The sequence below is a fragment of the Nodosilinea sp. LEGE 07088 genome, assembly GCF_015207395.1.
Taxonomy (GTDB): domain Bacteria; phylum Cyanobacteriota; class Cyanobacteriia; order Phormidesmidales; family Phormidesmidaceae; genus Nodosilinea.
Genome location: NZ_JADEWX010000151.1, coordinates 1 through 14,959, shown reverse-complemented (window position 1 = coordinate 14,959; position 14,959 = coordinate 1). Strand labels below are relative to the sequence as shown.

Sequence of the window (14,959 nt, the reverse complement as noted above, 5' to 3'; positions counted from 1 at the left end):
CGTCGCTCGGAACTTCGCGCTCAACCTCTATCGCTCCAATGAGTTCTCCAACATGGCTCAGGCTGAACGACTCTGCAAATTTGGCCTAGATACCCTCAAGGCCATTTTTAGAATGAAATAGCCCTGGATCGATTATATTGGTTTTTCTGTCAATGAAAAATTACTTTTAGTTGTGGAATGCAAACTTGTTTCAGATGGTTTTGAGCCTAAATATATTAGAAACGACTTGGAAGAGTTTGTTAATTCAAGAAAATCTTATTTGGCTAAGTTCAAGGAAAAATTTGCATGGGTTAAAGGTAATGTAAATTTTGTTTTTTCAGCCTTAGCCGAAGATGCTTCAGTTTGTGCAGAACATCCAACTCGTATTGCGGGAATCTTTTTAACCTTTTTCCCTACTATGGCATCTTACCTTATTGAAGACTATCCTTGCGTAAGTTTGGTGGAGTTTCTTCTTGATTATGAAGCTTTAGACGAGTATCCCTACCAAGTAGGAGTTTATGAACTTGATATTTAATTTATAGAGGCAGAACCATCTGCCTGCAATTGTCTACCGTAAATAAGGAGAGCGAGAAATGACGCTAGAATCTTCGATCTTGAACAATATTCACAAGTTGCCTGAACCTATTCAGCAGTCTGTACTGCTCTACACAGAGTTTTTGGTTAGTCGCTATGCCAAAGATTCTGCTATGACTGCAGAAGATGCGGCAATTCAGAACTCGCGCCTGGCAGGCTCTATGAAAGGAACCTTTGTGTTGCCACTGCCTAATAATTTTGACGAGCCATTAGAAGAGTTCGAGGAATATATGTAGTGAGAAAAACCTATAGTAATTTCTATAGAAGTACAGAGGCTACTTGGTGAAGATTCCAATGGCACTACAGCTCTATCAAGACGTAGCCCTGACCTGTGACCTGCCAAGCCACCAGCTTCGAGCCGGTGACATCGCCACTCTAGTAGATTTCGTTGCCCATCCAAACGGTGGCGAAGAGGGATGCGTGATCGAAGTCTTTAATGCCGTTGGCGAATCGATTGCTGTTGTGGCCATGCCCACCTCTGCGGTTGAAGTTCTACGCGCCGATGAAATTTTGACCGTTAGGGCACTCCCCGAAGCGAGTTAGACGAGCAGCGAGCTACAGCCTTAGTAATTCTGGAGCCCCCAGTGCGTCATGCAGCGCGATGATGCAACGGCCATTCAATCGGCCATAACCCGTTATCCTAAATAAGCTGAGTTTTAAGGGATACGCAGTGCAAACCCCAGACCCCATTCACGTGATCGGCGGCGGGCTGGCCGGTACCGAGGCCACCTGGCAGATCGCCCAGGCTGGGGTGCCGGTGGTGCTGCACGAAATGCGGCCCCAGAAAAAATCCCCCGCCCACCACAGTGAGCATGTGGCCGAGCTGGTGTGCAGCAACTCTTTTGGGGCCATGTCGAGCGATCGCGCCTCGGGCCTGCTCCACGAAGAGCTGCGGCAGCTGGGCTCGGTAGTCATCGGCAAGGCCAACCAGCACCAGGTTCCGGCGGGCGGTGCCCTGGCGGTCGATCGCGGTATCTTTAGCCAAGACCTGACCGCAACCCTAGAGCGCCACCCCCTGATCGAGCTGCGCCGCAACGAGGTGACCAGCATCCCCAATGGGGGCTCCGATGGAGGCATCGTGGTGCTCACCACTGGCCCCCTCACCAGCGAGGCTCTGTCGCGCGATCTAGAGCGCTTCACCGGCCAGGGCTACATGAGCTTTTTTGACGCCGCCAGCCCGATCGTGGTGGGCGAAAGTATCGACCAGTCGATGGCGTTTATGGCCTCGCGCTACGATCGCGGCGAGGCGGCCTACCTCAACTGCCCCATGAATAAGGAACAGTACCTGCACTTTTGGACCGAGCTGTGCAACGCCGAACAGGCCGAGCTGAAAGACTTTGAGCGCGACACCGCCAAGTTCTTTGAAGCCTGCCTGCCGATCGAAGAGATGGCCCGGCGGGGCGAAGACACCATGCGCTACGGCCCCCTCAAGCCGGTGGGTTTGTTCGACGCTCGGTTGGGCGATTTCAAAGCCCCAGAGAATCAGGGCAAACGCCCCTACGCCGTGGTGCAACTGCGTCAGGAAGACAAAAGCGGCCAGCTGTGGAACATGGTGGGCTTTCAAACCAACCTGCGCTGGGGCGAACAGGCGCGGGTGTTTCGGCTCATTCCCGGCTTAGAAAATGCCGAGTTTGTGCGCATGGGGGTAATGCACCGCAACACATTTTTGAACTCGCCCGAACTGCTGCACAGCACCCTACAGTTTAAGGCCCGCCCAACATTGCTGGCGGCGGGGCAGCTGGTGGGTACCGAGGGCTACACGGCGGCGGTGGCGGGCGGCTGGCTAGCGGGCACCAATGCGGCGCGCCTGGCTCTGGGCAAAGACCTGCTGACGCTGCCCCCGACCATGATGCTGGGGGCACTGGTCGATTTCATTACCTCGGCGGAACCCAAGCACTTTCAGCCGATGCCACCAAACTTTGGCATTTTGCCACCGCTGCCGACTCGGGTACGGGGTAAGAAAGAGCGCTACGGCCAGTACCGCGATCGCAGTCTTGGTGACCTAACCCATTGGGCAACAGAACAGAGCGTTTTACTACACCACCCCGCCTTAAGCGCCACGGCCTAACGCCGCTGACTTTGCCAGGGCGCTAGCTCTGATAAAAGTACTGTGATAAAGCCGTTACGGCTAGTTAAGCGGTTGCGAAAGCTGGCGAACATTAAGTGCAGGTTATACTTAGGTTAATAAAATCAAAGGGTGACCAATGACCCAATTTAATTCGTCTAGTCAGCGCGATCGCGACAATCAACTGTATCCCCGCAGCCGCTATTACGGTGAGTTTTCACCCCAGCAGCTCACCTTTAACGCCAATTTACAAGAGTTTGCCCACCGAATTAACTACATCTCGGGGCTGCAAACCGGCGGCAAACTCTCACCCGATGAAGCCTATAGCCAAATCAAGGCTCTCTATAAGCAGCTTAAGCAAAGCAAGAAGGGGCTGGAAATTTAAGCTTGCGGCAGAACGGTCTTCCAGAGATTGGGCTTCTGGGGGCGAGGGGGGTAGTGACTACAGAAGACGGCAAGCTATCACGGTTACTCGGCTTGGAGCAACGAATCTTAGCTCACCGTATCCACCCTAGCGATAGGCGATCGCGGGTTAGAGGTAACCCTCATCCACTTCGCTGTAGACATAGTTGAAGAGTTCTTCGCCAGTGGTCAGGTTAATGACCACGACGCGACCGTTGCTGCGATCGTATATGACTCGAAACCGACCGTCTGAACCCACAAAAATATCACCCGACGAACGGGATAGCAGCCCGTTGAAGTAAAACTGGCCTTCGCTTAGCTCGGCATTGTATTCGTTATCATTCGTCCGGGTCAGGTAAGATTCTGAGGGTACTCGGCCAAAGTTTCCGCCGGAACTACCGCCACTGCTACTTCCTGAACCGCCTACTGTGCCGGTGTAGAAGTAGTTGTAAAATTCGGCCCCGGTTTGTGCAGAAATTACGACCACCCGACCGCTGTCGCTGTCGTAGATAACCCGAATGCCATGGTCGGTGGCCTGATAGGTGTCACCGTAGCCACGATACATCGTGTCTCGAAAGTAAAAGCCACCATCGGTGATTTGAACGATGATTTCGTTCGGGCTGAGACGGGTCATGTAGGTGGTCGGGGGCGAACTCTGGGCAATTTCTAGTCCCTGTGGGGGATTAAAACTCCCTGGGGTCTCGCCTGTTTCAGCCGCCTGCACAGCCGCACCAGTGCTGACAACACCCAACATCAAAAACGTGACAAAAAGAGTAGCTTGAGATTTCATTGGACTGACGAATAAATGATGACAGGTCAAAGGTTTGAAAGGGCCGTTACTCACCATCGCTGGGGAAGATAATGAAGTCGCTGCGAATCCAGCCGATGGCACCCGACTCTAGAAACTGCACCTTGCACCAGTTGAAGTCGCTGCCAGGGGTGTCGGTATCCTGCACGCATTCCAGAATGTTGACCTGATCACCGGCTAAGCCGTAGCCATTGGCGCGCGAGCGGACGGTGGCTTGGCTGCGCAGGTTGATTTGTGAGCCGCGATCGTAGGCCGTCAGCGTGGCCACGCGGCTAGGGCTTTGCACCGGAGCGCTGCCATAGGAGCTGCTGGTATCCCAGAGCACCCAGAGGTGGGATCCGTCTACAAACTCAAAAATCTGTCCGGCATCGCCCAGGCCAGACTGACGATAAACGAGGTTGCCATACTGATCTCTAAAGTTGCCGGGTTGAGAGTTGGGGATGGGGTCAAACTCGTAGCGGTGGCCATTGCTCTGCAGCTGAACGCTGACATAGCCCTGGCGCTGAGAAAAGGTGCAGTTGCTGGAGAGGTAGGCGTAATCTTCGCCAGGAGCGTAGAGGTCGCAGTGGGCGGTCACCGTATCTGCCCTAGCTTCCATGGCCAAACCCATGGGCACCAGAGCGGTGAGCAATGCAACAGTAAGGCCTTTGAGTGTCATCAATATTTCCTTAAGACGTGAAAGTTTTTAAGTGCGAGACGAGCGATTTTTACTGACTACCGCTGGGCTGACAGTAGTACCACTCCGCTTCGAAGATTTCTGTATAGACTCCATTGGAGGTGATCACCTCAACGCAGTCGCCAGTGCTGCCTTCGATCCAATAGGTGGCTACCCCGTTATCGAGCTGTTCGCCGTTGGCGTAGGTATATCCCCGGTCTTCCAACGCCTGCTCACCGGAGCTGGCCCGTACACCAATTAAGTCGGCAAGGCGGCGATCGACCCCACTAGGCGTTGTACTCTGGGCATGGCCAGGGTCGCCCTGGTCACAGTCAAAGGCCGGAGCCGTGACTAGGCTGGCGTAGCGTCCCTCTTCAGTGCGGACAGTAACGCACTCACCGGTGCTGTAGTTGGTCCAGTAGGTGTAAACATCTGAGCCCGAAGACTTGTCCGCCCAGCGGAATTCATAGCCTCGCTCTTCTAAAATTCTTTCGCCATCGCGACCGCGGGCACCCACGAGATCTTGCAGGCCAGGGGAAGGATTTTGGGCCTGGGCGTTGGAGGCGATCGCGAGCATCAAGGTGCCTACAATAGCCAAAGACCACCCCACGGGGGGCATCGTCGGGAAAGCAAATCGATATTTCATTAATGTTCCTTGCATAACCGTTCAACAAAGCTTAAAGAAGCGAAGCCCTGAGGGGAAATCATATTGCTTAGACAACGCAAAGTCTAGACCTGTCTCCCAGAGTTCACCTCGCAACACCCGGACCACAATCTACTTGGGCCAGTTAAGCTTTGCCAAATGCTCGCTTTACGTTGGACTGGTTCAGGTAATAAATAATCAGTCCTGAAATGACGATACCGACGATCGATCCAGGGACGCTGCCGCCCTGAATCAGGCCAAGGACGTTACTAATGACGTTAATTACCGAGAAAACCATGGCCAGGGTCCATCCCCAGCCTTTGAGGGTAAATAGCCCGTAGCCTGCCAGTAGGCCAATCAGCCCGCTAATGATGGCGACGACGGCAGCAATCAATAAGACGGGTCCCATATTAATTTCGGCTCCCGCCGTTGCGGCGGCATATGAGGCCACCATCAGGCCGCCAAAAAACAGGGAAGAGAGGCCAAACAGCAGACTGAGCACGCCGCCAATAAACTGCAGTACGGCCAGAATGGTGACGCCGGTCGGTCGTTGAATGGGCATGGTATTAGATTCTCGTTTTTATCAACAGCAACATCGACCATCGCAAGATTGGTCGAGCTAACCCGAAGATTTTATGGCGGATGCTGCTCTGCTGAACAATTTCAAAGCATTCCTCCAGAATTGCAGGTTTCTCGGTTGGTGACAGACGGGGGCTGCTGAATGAAGTGGCGATGATGGTAAAGCATAACTACCCCTGTACTTGAGTTCGCGTTAGCGAAGCCTTTGCAGCGGAGAATCGCCTGTACTTTGTTGGCGTTGAGATGTACTGACTGAGCGCGCAGGCGCGATGGGCCAGCACCCAGGTGTAATCATTTACCTGCCACAACACATGGGGCTGAGGCTTGGCTCCGTCTAGGCGCAGCAGTGCACCATTTCGCTAGGCCATCGTCTAGCGTAGTTCCACCTGTGATACCTCAAGGCCCACTGAAGTATCATTTTGCCGTAGAGTAACTTCGCCTGGCAGGGTGGTCTACCCGAACGTTGCCTATCCTAGAAAACCTGAGGTTGTGAGTTTCTTGCCTGTGATCAAACATCCAAACTATCCGCGGTTGACGGGCCGCCTGGGGCGGCGAATGGTGCAGCTGGCCCTTGCTATTATTTTGGCCCTGGGGTTTGGGTTGGCTACCAGCCCACCTAGCCAGGCTCAGTTTGCGTTACCGGAGGGCTTTAGCACCTCTAACGGCCTTAACCCGCCCCCAGACGTCACTCGTATAGGCGGCATTGAAATGGCTCCGGTGCATTCTCCCGTTACCGGGGCGGTCTTGTTTCAAGTGGCCTCTCCCACGATTTACGACCGGGGGGCAGATGGAGTCGATCTCACGGCAGCGGTGGAGCGACGAGCTGAAGAGGTCAATGCCCGGCTGCGACGAGCGACCTTCTACAGGCAAGATCCGCCGATGGATCTGGAGAGTTTGATGGTCAGCTTGGGGAAGCTGAACGGCATCGATGTGATTACGGTAAAAGATGCCACCTATACCCAGCCCCTCGTTCTACTCACAGTGACTCAAACCGACGCCGATTACCACGGCATTCCCGTCGATGAACTGGGCGAAACCTGGAGACAAATCCTTGCCGATGACCTGCGAGCGGGTATTCAACAGCTTTCTCCTGAGGAGGTAGCCAAAGACATATCCCGAGCCACGGGCATCCTCTTCAGCCTGGTTACTGTGACCGTATTGTCTCTCGTCGCCAAGCACTTGGTGAGGCGATATCAACGACGTCTTCGCCAGCGAAAAAAGGCGCTTAGCGAGCCTCAGACCCCCGAGATCCCCTTCGACCCGCAGCAAACGAATCCTGAGGTGGAGCCAGAAGAGCGGGTAGTGCAGCATCGAAATCATTTTTTGCAGGGATTTGATCAAATCTTGAGCCTCGATCGCCGCTTGGGCGTGCTGAGTTTGGTGCAGTGGTTACTGTTCTGGGTGGTGATTTTAGTTTGGTATGTAGGCCTCTTCAGTTTATTTAGGCGGGTTCCCCTGCTCGAGCAATTCAGCAATAGCATTTTGGGTAAACCGATTCAGCTCCTAGGGATTTGGTTTTTGACGGGGTTAGCCATTCGTCTGACTCGTCGCCTAATCGATCGCTTTACCAGCGAACGGGAGGGGGTTGACCTGGTTGATTTCTTAAACTTTGGCGATACCCAGCGGCGTCAGCTGCGAGCCTCTACCATCGGCGGTGCGGCCAAAGGTTTGGTGACAGTGGCGATCGCAGGCATTGGGGTACTGATGGCCTTGGGGGCACTGGGGTTGCCGACGGGGTCGGTGGTGGCCATCGGCGGTATCTTTGGTTTGGCCATTTCCTTTGGCTCACAAAGTTTGGTTAAAGACCTGGTGAATGGCTTTCTGATTTTGGCAGAAGACCAGTTTGCCATCGGCGACGTGATCGATACCGGTAGCGCGGCGGGCTTGGTTGAAAATCTAAATTTGCGGGTCACGCAACTGCGCAGTAGCGATGGTGAATTGGTGACGATTCCCAACAGCGGCATTACCCAGGTGAAAAACCTGACCCGCAGCTGGTCGCGGGTCAATTTCAGCATTGATGTGGCCTACCACACGGCTCCCGATAAAGCGCTGGCGGTGCTCAAAGAGATCGCTCAGGGCTTTTACAATGATCCTATATGGCAGGAGAAAATGCTGGCCCCACCCGATGTGCTCGGCATTGATGGGGTATCTCACAGCGGCATCACGATTACGACCTGGATTCAAACGGCCCCGGCTCAGCAATGGGCTGTGGGGCGCGAGTTTCGCTTTCGAGTCTGTCAAGCATTGGCGGAGCAGGGTATCGAAATTGGCACCCCGACCTATGCTTTAGCAGCGGGGTCAGACCAGGATAATGATCAACGCGCTGGGGTTAACGCGCTGGGGCTAGGGAGTTAGATTAGCTACACAGATCCGTTGACCAGTCCTGAGCGCCCCGGTTGGGATAGGATGATGCCGCATAGAGCTCTACTGTTTTGAGCTAGAACCGGGCCATTAGATGAACGGGAAATAAGGCCGTGGAGGCGCAGTGATGGATGGTATTTGCACCCTAGGCAACGATCGCGTCTACGATCAAATTGTTGCGCTCATTAACAGCATTGAGGTGTTTGCGGGGCCGCAGATGCCGGTCTGCATTTATCCCTACGATGACCAGATAGAGCGGCTGCGAGAACTGGTGCGATCGCGCCCCCAGGTCACCCTCTATGACGATATCCCCTCCATCCAGCGATGGGATGCCTGGGTAGAGCAAATTTGGGCTACCCACCCCACGGCCCGCCAACAGTGGGATGCGATCGGCAGCGCGGGCATTCATCGCATGGGCACCCACCGCCGCTACTGTGCCTTTGACGGCCCCTTCGATCGCTTTATCTATATGGATGCCGATACCCTGCTGCTGAGTGAGCCAACGCCAATATTCAACGCGCTGGCGGAGTACGACTGGGTCACCTACGACTTTCAGCACAGAGATCTGAGCCACGTCTACGATGTCAATTCACCCTGGATGACGCAGCTATTTTCGGCAGAGCAGCTCCAGCGGCAGACGTTTTGCTCGGGGTTTTACGCCAGTCGTCGGGGTTTGTTTGATCCAAACCACGGACAGGAGATTTTGAACTGGCTTCAGTCAGGCGAAGCGGCGGTGCTCTACCCGATGGCCCCCGATCAGACCATTCTCAACTACCTGGTGATGCGGCGAGGAATAAACTCCTGCAACCTGGCCCTGACGCTGCCACCAGAACGGCGCACCGGCAACGCGGTCACCTCCAGCCACTTCACCGTGGAGAATCAGCGGGTCTACGACAAGGGCGTACCGCTGCTGTACCTGCACTACATTGGGCTGTCGTCAAAGCTGTTTGCTCGCCTGGGCAACGGTGAAAATATTGACCTGCCCTACCGCGACGTGTTTTTGCACTACCGCTACTGCCATGCCCCTGAGACTCAACCCGCTCTGGTGGGCAGACTAGTGACAGCCAAGCCCCAAGACTGGCGACGATACCTTAAACCCCTGGCCCGGTTATTTTCCTAAGGATTGCTATGACCACGCGCGGTATATATATCACAGCCAACGACCAGGTGATCGACCACGCGATCGCATGCCTCAACAGCATTCGCGCCCACGACCCCGATATCGCCGTCATGCTGATTCCCTACAGCGATGACTACCACCAGGTGGCCGAATTGCTACAGCGCGACTACGGGGTTGAGCTTTACCCCGATCTCGCGTTCATTCAGCGGCTGTCAGAAAACTTGCAGGCCATTTTTGGCCAGGGGTTCTTTGCCCGACCCAACACCTTTCGTAAGCAGGCCTGCTGGTTTGGCCCCTTCGATCGCTTTATCTATATCGACACCGATGTGGTGGTATTTAGTGCGATCGCCAACGTCTTAGATCACCTAGACGACTACGACTTTATCAGCTATGACTACCAGCACCGGGGCGGCATTCGCAATGTGTTTGCCCCCGCTATTCTTGAGCAGGGCGTGTTTACCGCTGCCGAGCTAGAAGACGTGTTTAACTGCGGGTTTTGGGGCTCCAAAAAAGGACTGGTCAGCGAGCAAGACCTCTACGACACCTTCGCCGAATGCGCCGCCCACCCCGACTACTTCGATTTCTCCGAAAAAACCTCCGACCAGCCGATCATCAACTACCTGATTTTGCAGCGGGTGGCGCGGCGATTTAATCTGGTGCGCCAGCCCGGCGGTGGCCCCGGCAACTGGGCGGGTAGCCCCCACTTTGTGCAGCAGGGCATGACCCTGAGCGACCCCAACGTGAACAAACCGCTGGATTATCTGCACTGGGCAGGCTACCGTATTCAACCCGGTTGCCCCTACTGGGATATCTGGGCCTACTACCGCTACCTGCGCGATCCTGACAACCGCCCCGCAGACGTTCCGCCACCAGCACCCTCCTCCATATCCGTACTGAGCCGCAAAGCCGGAAGCCTGCTAAGCCGACTAAGCAAATAGCAGCCCTTCATTTTTCACGCAATACAGGTTGATCCGTCAACAACGCCTCGACCCGTAGGGTGGGTTAGGCTTCAGACACAATCAGATTTCAACCCAAAACCTCAAGAGCCGTAACCCACCACCCGAGTATCCTGCACATAAGAGTCTTGTACAAACAAAGCGCTTCTCGACCCTCTAAAACAACCGCCCCTGCTGAACATCGCCCAGCGCAGACTGACCCTTACCGGAGGACGCCAGTCGATCGGCGTAGCGGGTAGTTTCTGGCAGGCGATACTTAGTCGTGCACCGCAGCACCAGATCAATAGCGGTTTCTAAAGACACGCAGTGCCCTACCGAAATGTACAGCGGCTTTGTGTTCGCGCGATTGCGAAGCACCGCCCCAATCTGCTCTCCCCGATCCACTAGCGGTACCCAGGCTCCTTTATCAGTGGGTACTTTGATATGGGTACCGACCAGGCGCGACTTGGCGACGCCAATGGTGGGGCACCCGCACAGCAATCCCAAATGCGACGCAATTCCAAGTCGCCGGGGGTGCGCGATTCCCTGGCCATCGCACAACATCACATCCGGCTCAGTCTGCAACTGCGCCAGCGCCGCCAGCACTGCAGGCACCTCCCGAAACGACAGCAGCCCCGGCACGTAGGGGAACGTTGTGGGCCGCCGCACCAGCACTTCATCTACCGGAGTTAGGTCAGGAAACGACAGCACCACCACGGCGGCGCGAGTGGTGCGGCCCTCATCCTCAAACCCCGCATCCACCCCGGCGACAAAGCGAATTGGGTCAGGGAGGCGATCTTCCAGGACAATCTGGGGAGCAAGGGAATGCTGCAGGGCGATCGCCTCGGCAGACGTTGTCGGCCAGCTCTCTGGAAACTGAATCTGCATGGGCTAAATCGAAGGATTCATGATGCCATAGCCTCTACCTTGCCGCGAATGTCATAGTAGAAGCAATCTTTTGTGCTTCAAGTGGTAGGCATGGTCGAAGGGTTAGCCATTCTCACCAGCGTGGAACTGGGCAAGTGTGTGCTAGATCAGGTGCTAGACCTGGGTAAGCCCGTGCTCGAAAGCTATGTCCAGGACTTCTTTCGAGATTGCCTAGATAGCGGCATGGCAAGGGCCAAGGCATCGACGCTGAAGCAGCCCATGGCCGAGGCGATCGGCTTTTTCATGCAGCGGTTTATTAAAGAACTCCAGTTCAACGACATCCCCGACACCAGCATCGACCACCACTACAGCGGTGCGATCAAAAAATTTGTGCAGGATCAGGCCGTGCGCCCCATTTTGGGCAAAGCCTTTGAAACCGGATGCAAAAAAATTGACTACGACCAGCTGGCGCAGATTTGGACAGACCAGTATCAGGACTCGGGCTGGCAGTTCCCCGCCGAAGAGTTTGACTGGCGCGGCGTGGCGAAAGAGTACGTGGTGCAGGTAAAAGCCATCATCAAAGCCGATGCCGACCTACGCGGCATTCTTACTGCTGACCTGATCGAAGATATTGCCTACAACACCGCCCAGCTTTCCCCCGGTTTTGACATTGAAACCTACCGCGCCAGCCTGCAAGCGAGCTATGGCTACCTCAAGCTCTACACCCTCGACAGCACCGATCGCGCCGACATCATCAAGCTGTGGAACATCTTTATTGAGCAGACGGTGCGCGCAGCCCTACCGCCCACCCGCTATGACCTGCCGCTAGACATCAAGCGCCAGCTTCAGGCCGAAAGTCGTCTGGACGATGACTTCACCGCCGAAGCATTCGAGTATTATCGCCACGACTATTTTCAGCAACCGGTCCGTAAGGTGCTGGAGGCCGTAGCCAACTCTCCATGGGCAGTAATTTTGGGCGATCCGGGGTCGGGCAAGTCAAGCCTGTTGCAGTATCTGGCGCTGGAATGGGTGGAGGGCAGCACCGACACCCTGCCGCTGTTAATTGAGCTGCGTGAATTTGCTCTGGCCGAGTCTGCTAGCTTTCTTGATTTTCTCCACCGGGGGCGCGGCGTCGATTGGCAGTTTGACCAGCAGCAACTGCATCAGCACCTGCTAGACTCACCAACCCTGGTGATGTTTGACGGGCTGGATGAAATCTTCGATCGCGCCACCCAGTCTGCCGTCATTGACGACATCATTCGCTTTGCCCAGCAGTACCCCCAGGCGCGAGTGCTGATCACCTCGCGCATCGTCGGCTATAACCCCGATCGCCTTCAGCACAGCGGCTTTCGCCACTTCACCATTCAGCCCCTGGATACCGACGAGATCCACGAGTTTATCGATCGCTGGTATAACCTCTCCATGGGCAGCGACCCCGATCGCGAACGGCTCAAGCAGCGGCTGAAGGATGCGATCGCCAACTCCAAAGCGATCCAAAACCTGGCCGACAACCTGCTGCTGCTGACGATGATGGCGATTTTGAACCGCAGGCAAGAGCTACCGCGCGATCGAGCCGATCTCTACGACCAGGCTTCGCGGGTGCTGCTCTATCACTGGGATGTCGACCATAAGCGGCTACAGCTACCGATGGATGCGATCGGGCGGCGCGAGAAGCAGGAAATGCTAAGGGCGATCGCCTACGACATGCAGGCTGGAGAAGACGGCCTCAAAGGCAACCTGATCAGCGCCGACCGCCTCACCCAAATTTTGACGAACTACCTGCGCGACCAGGGCTTTAGCGAACCCCGCGAAAAAGCCAACCGCCTGATTCAGCAGTTGCGCGAACGCAACTTCATCCTCTGCTATCGGGGAGCCGATACCTACGGCTTCATGCACCGCACGTTTTTGGAGTATTTCTGTGCCATTGAAATCGTCCACCGCTTCGAAAAACAACGCAACCTCACCTTCGAACAACTGCGCGATGAGGTATTTGGTCAGCATTACCAAGACGAAACCTGGCATGAGGTCTTGAGACTAGTTTGCGGAGCGATCGACCTACAGTTTACTGATAAGTTAGTTGAACATCTGAGCAAGAATAGTTTTGAGCCATATCTATCACATCTATTCCTTGCTGCAGACTGCATCTCAGACATGCAGCACTCTGCTCTAAAAGACAAATTAGCAATAGAATTGATAGATGACTTAAAGCGAGAAATAGATAACATTTATTATTTCACTGGCAATATGGGAATGCTTCATTCACTGGTGTCTGCTCAAATACCCCATGCGATTGTTAAAACAGTAAGTCAAATTGGCAAAACTAATCCTAAGACTCTAGAATGGCTAAAAGAAGTTGCTATAAACTTTACATACTTTGACGCAAGAGGAGAAGCCATTCATCAAATTTTCAGTAACTGGTCAAACGTCCCTAATGCGCAAGAATTTCTAAATAATATTTCCCTTAATGACCCCGATAAGCAGTTGCGGGAATGGGTTCAAAAGAAATTGAAGGAATTGAAGATGGAGAACGCTTCATGACTATAGAACTTAATCAAGCCATTCGAATTGCTCAATCCCTTTCTTTGTCAGAACAGCTTAAATTGCTGCAAGCATTATCTACCATTATTCAACAAACTCACAATCAGGAAGCTCAGCATTCCCTGTCAGATGATGAGACAGGCTTTTCGGCAGAAAGCTTTCGCACCTCCTGGCAACAGGCTATGGCCGGTCAAACTCTTCCCTTTTCAGAATTGTGGGAAGGAATAGAGGATGACTGATACAGCACCTCGTGAAATCCGGCTTACCCCAGAATTTAAGCGTAAGTTGAAGAAGCTGTCTAAAAAATATCGTCAAATTAGCAATGACCTTAATCCTATTCTTGAGCAGTTGAGAAGTGGCGAGGTGCTTGGGGATCAGATTTCCGGGATTGGTTTCACCGTCATGAAACTTCGGATCCAGAATAGCGACAATCAGAAGGGGAAAAGCGGCGGTTATCGGTTGATCTACTGGGTTGAGCTAAAAAATGCGATTGTTTTGCTTGATATTTACTCAAAGTCTGACCAGTCAGATATTGAAGTATCCGAAATCCAACAAATTATCAATCGATTTAATTCAACTCATGAATAGCTTCACAGGACTTACAGAAGGTGATTATAAAATTCTAGTCAAATCGCTGGACAGTCTGATTGACCAGGTTGGCGAAGACGAGAAACATCCACTAGCTTCCCTGATGGATGTTATTGGTGTGCTAATCGAGAACTATGAGAGTAACTATGTTACCGAATTAGACGAATTTGCGTAGCTGATAGAGGACTTATATGACAAAATCTACTCAGGCTATGAATGATGACCAGCTTCGAATGAAAGCTATCTCTACCCTTAAGCAAGAACTTGGTATGGCGGCCACCTTGCGTTTCCTAGCACTTATACACCAAAGCCCAACTGATTACGTTGAAATATCCCGTCAGCTTTATGACAGCCAATCGCTAGAAGATATCTTTGCGAGGGCAAAAGAGAATTGGCAGGGCTGAGTTCACCTATTTTTTGAGATAAAAGTGATTAATTCAACTATCAATTGAACCAAAGTCAGTAGAGTGAGAATAGCGCTTTATGAACCGTTACAGCATGATCATCCAGTGGTCAGACGAAGACCAGCTTTTCTTGGTGACGATTCCCGAATTTGCGGAACGAGTCGTGATGCCCTGCACCCACGGCAAAACTCGTAAAGAGGCAATTCATCAGGGAGAGCAAGTTGTTGATATGTATCTAGAAGCTTGGGAGCAAGAAGGGGAACCTATTCCTGAGCCAAACATTCTACAAGTTGCATAAGCTGTTAATCATTTAAACTACATATTAGAGAGCATATTTTGGCGAAGTATCTATGCCAATCAAGAACTATCTGACCGCCGAAGAGAAACAGGAGTTGCAGAAGCAGCTTAAGTTTCATGAGCA

19 protein-coding genes are annotated in these 14,959 nt (G+C 53.3%); 14 read left to right on the top strand and 5 right to left on the bottom strand.

Annotated features, from left to right (window positions below; all coding sequences use genetic code 11):
* The first annotated feature begins 172 nt into the window (after positions 1–172).
* The 5 genes from IQ254_RS24090 to IQ254_RS24070 all read left to right on the top strand — a co-directional run bounded on the left by IQ254_RS24090 (position 173) and on the right by IQ254_RS24070 (position 3,023).
* Positions 173–514 carry a hypothetical protein gene (locus tag IQ254_RS24090; protein WP_193968698.1) on the top strand — a complete coding sequence of 114 codons (342 nt, stop codon included), beginning with the start codon at positions 173–175 and terminating at the stop codon, positions 512–514.
* A gap of 58 nt (positions 515–572) precedes the next feature.
* On the top strand, positions 573–809 hold the full coding sequence (locus tag IQ254_RS24085; RefSeq protein ID WP_193968697.1) for a DUF2281 domain-containing protein: 237 nt from the start codon (positions 573–575) through the stop codon (positions 807–809).
* Positions 810–867: 58 nt separating this feature from the next.
* Positions 868–1,116 carry a DUF4926 domain-containing protein gene (locus IQ254_RS24080; RefSeq protein WP_193968696.1) on the top strand — a complete coding sequence of 83 codons (249 nt, stop codon included), beginning with the start codon at positions 868–870 and terminating at the stop codon, positions 1,114–1,116.
* A 127-nt stretch (positions 1,117–1,243) separates the two neighbouring features.
* Complete coding sequence (gene trmFO / locus IQ254_RS24075; RefSeq protein ID WP_193968695.1) at positions 1,244–2,641, top strand: FADH(2)-oxidizing methylenetetrahydrofolate--tRNA-(uracil(54)-C(5))-methyltransferase TrmFO; 1,398 nt, start codon at positions 1,244–1,246, stop codon at positions 2,639–2,641.
* Positions 2,642–2,777: 136 nt separating this feature from the next.
* The gene (locus IQ254_RS24070; RefSeq protein ID WP_193968694.1) at positions 2,778–3,023 is read left to right on the top strand and encodes a hypothetical protein; all 246 of its coding nucleotides are present in this window, start codon (positions 2,778–2,780) and stop codon (positions 3,021–3,023) included.
* Between the two features lie 147 nt (positions 3,024–3,170).
* Here IQ254_RS24070 and IQ254_RS24065 read toward each other — a convergent pair whose 3' ends face one another.
* The 4 genes from IQ254_RS24065 to IQ254_RS24050 all read right to left on the bottom strand — a co-directional run bounded on the left by IQ254_RS24065 (position 3,171) and on the right by IQ254_RS24050 (position 5,708).
* On the bottom strand, positions 3,171–3,830 hold the full coding sequence (locus IQ254_RS24065) for a hypothetical protein (protein ID WP_193968693.1): 660 nt from the start codon (positions 3,828–3,830) through the stop codon (positions 3,171–3,173).
* A 46-nt stretch (positions 3,831–3,876) separates the two neighbouring features.
* On the bottom strand, positions 3,877–4,506 hold the full coding sequence (locus tag IQ254_RS24060) for an SH3 domain-containing protein (RefSeq protein ID WP_193968692.1): 630 nt from the start codon (positions 4,504–4,506) through the stop codon (positions 3,877–3,879).
* A gap of 49 nt (positions 4,507–4,555) precedes the next feature.
* On the bottom strand, positions 4,556–5,149 hold the full coding sequence (locus IQ254_RS24055) for a hypothetical protein (RefSeq protein ID WP_193968691.1): 594 nt from the start codon (positions 5,147–5,149) through the stop codon (positions 4,556–4,558).
* Between the two features lie 142 nt (positions 5,150–5,291).
* Positions 5,292–5,708, bottom strand: coding sequence for a hypothetical protein (locus IQ254_RS24050; protein WP_193968690.1), 417 nt, complete (start codon positions 5,706–5,708; stop codon positions 5,292–5,294).
* Positions 5,709–6,229: 521 nt separating this feature from the next.
* Between IQ254_RS24050 and IQ254_RS24045 the strand changes: the two genes are divergently transcribed.
* From IQ254_RS24045 to IQ254_RS24035, 3 genes are all read left to right on the top strand, one after another.
* Positions 6,230–8,080, top strand: coding sequence for a mechanosensitive ion channel family protein (locus IQ254_RS24045; RefSeq protein ID WP_313887550.1), 1,851 nt, complete (start codon positions 6,230–6,232; stop codon positions 8,078–8,080).
* A 133-nt stretch (positions 8,081–8,213) separates the two neighbouring features.
* Positions 8,214–9,206, top strand: coding sequence for an Npun_R2821/Npun_R2822 family protein (locus IQ254_RS24040; protein WP_193968689.1), 993 nt, complete (start codon positions 8,214–8,216; stop codon positions 9,204–9,206).
* An 8-nt stretch (positions 9,207–9,214) separates the two neighbouring features.
* A complete protein-coding gene (locus tag IQ254_RS24035) occupies positions 9,215–10,144 on the top strand; it encodes an Npun_R2821/Npun_R2822 family protein (protein WP_193968688.1) in 930 nt (309 codons plus the stop codon).
* A gap of 174 nt (positions 10,145–10,318) precedes the next feature.
* Here the strand turns inward: IQ254_RS24035 and nfi are convergent, their stop codons facing one another.
* Complete coding sequence (gene nfi, locus IQ254_RS24030) at positions 10,319–11,029, bottom strand: deoxyribonuclease V (protein WP_193968687.1); 711 nt, start codon at positions 11,027–11,029, stop codon at positions 10,319–10,321.
* A gap of 72 nt (positions 11,030–11,101) precedes the next feature.
* On the opposite strand from nfi, the gene IQ254_RS24025 reads away from it, so the two are divergent.
* From IQ254_RS24025 to IQ254_RS24000, 6 genes are all read left to right on the top strand, one after another.
* Entirely contained in the window at positions 11,102–13,546 is a 2,445-nt protein-coding gene (locus IQ254_RS24025) for an NACHT domain-containing protein (protein ID WP_313887549.1), read from the top strand.
* Complete coding sequence (locus tag IQ254_RS24020; protein ID WP_228041039.1) at positions 13,498–13,785, top strand: hypothetical protein; 288 nt, start codon at positions 13,498–13,500, stop codon at positions 13,783–13,785. The genes IQ254_RS24025 and IQ254_RS24020 overlap by 49 nt, the downstream gene beginning before the upstream one ends.
* A complete protein-coding gene (locus IQ254_RS24015) occupies positions 13,778–14,134 on the top strand; it encodes a type II toxin-antitoxin system mRNA interferase toxin, RelE/StbE family (protein ID WP_193968686.1) in 357 nt (118 codons plus the stop codon). The genes IQ254_RS24020 and IQ254_RS24015 overlap by 8 nt, the downstream gene beginning before the upstream one ends.
* A complete protein-coding gene (locus IQ254_RS24010; RefSeq protein ID WP_193968685.1) occupies positions 14,127–14,309 on the top strand; it encodes a hypothetical protein in 183 nt (60 codons plus the stop codon). The genes IQ254_RS24015 and IQ254_RS24010 overlap by 8 nt, the downstream gene beginning before the upstream one ends.
* Positions 14,310–14,325: 16 nt before the next feature.
* Complete coding sequence (locus tag IQ254_RS24005) at positions 14,326–14,538, top strand: hypothetical protein (RefSeq protein WP_193968684.1); 213 nt, start codon at positions 14,326–14,328, stop codon at positions 14,536–14,538.
* A 79-nt stretch (positions 14,539–14,617) separates the two neighbouring features.
* Positions 14,618–14,836: a type II toxin-antitoxin system HicB family antitoxin gene (locus IQ254_RS24000; RefSeq protein WP_193968683.1), complete on the top strand. Its 219-nt coding sequence runs from the start codon at positions 14,618–14,620 to the stop codon at positions 14,834–14,836.
* The last annotated feature ends 123 nt before the right edge of the window (positions 14,837–14,959 follow it).

What these genes read in the sequence shown, in the direction of transcription:
- IQ254_RS24085 (WP_193968697.1), top strand. Translation starts at nt 573, where the DNA reads ATGACGCTAGAATCTTCGATCTTGAACAATATTCACAAGTTGCCTGAA.
- IQ254_RS24080 (WP_193968696.1), top strand. Translation starts at nt 868, where the DNA reads ATGGCACTACAGCTCTATCAAGACGTAGCCCTGACCTGTGACCTGCCA.
- IQ254_RS24070 (WP_193968694.1), top strand. Translation starts at nt 2,778, where the DNA reads ATGACCCAATTTAATTCGTCTAGTCAGCGCGATCGCGACAATCAACTG.
- IQ254_RS24065 (WP_193968693.1), bottom strand. Translation starts at nt 3,830, where the DNA reads ATGAAATCTCAAGCTACTCTTTTTGTCACGTTTTTGATGTTGGGTGTT.
- IQ254_RS24060 (WP_193968692.1), bottom strand. Translation starts at nt 4,506, where the DNA reads ATGACACTCAAAGGCCTTACTGTTGCATTGCTCACCGCTCTGGTGCCC.
- IQ254_RS24055 (WP_193968691.1), bottom strand. Translation starts at nt 5,149, where the DNA reads ATGAAATATCGATTTGCTTTCCCGACGATGCCCCCCGTGGGGTGGTCT.
- IQ254_RS24050 (WP_193968690.1), bottom strand. Translation starts at nt 5,708, where the DNA reads ATGCCCATTCAACGACCGACCGGCGTCACCATTCTGGCCGTACTGCAG.
- IQ254_RS24040 (WP_193968689.1), top strand. Translation starts at nt 8,214, where the DNA reads ATGGATGGTATTTGCACCCTAGGCAACGATCGCGTCTACGATCAAATT.
- IQ254_RS24035 (WP_193968688.1), top strand. Translation starts at nt 9,215, where the DNA reads ATGACCACGCGCGGTATATATATCACAGCCAACGACCAGGTGATCGAC.
- nfi (WP_193968687.1), bottom strand. Translation starts at nt 11,029, where the DNA reads ATGCAGATTCAGTTTCCAGAGAGCTGGCCGACAACGTCTGCCGAGGCG.
- IQ254_RS24020 (WP_228041039.1), top strand. Translation starts at nt 13,498, where the DNA reads ATGGGTTCAAAAGAAATTGAAGGAATTGAAGATGGAGAACGCTTCATG.
- IQ254_RS24015 (WP_193968686.1), top strand. Translation starts at nt 13,778, where the DNA reads ATGACTGATACAGCACCTCGTGAAATCCGGCTTACCCCAGAATTTAAG.
- IQ254_RS24010 (WP_193968685.1), top strand. Translation starts at nt 14,127, where the DNA reads ATGAATAGCTTCACAGGACTTACAGAAGGTGATTATAAAATTCTAGTC.
- IQ254_RS24005 (WP_193968684.1), top strand. Translation starts at nt 14,326, where the DNA reads ATGACAAAATCTACTCAGGCTATGAATGATGACCAGCTTCGAATGAAA.
- IQ254_RS24000 (WP_193968683.1), top strand. Translation starts at nt 14,618, where the DNA reads ATGAACCGTTACAGCATGATCATCCAGTGGTCAGACGAAGACCAGCTT.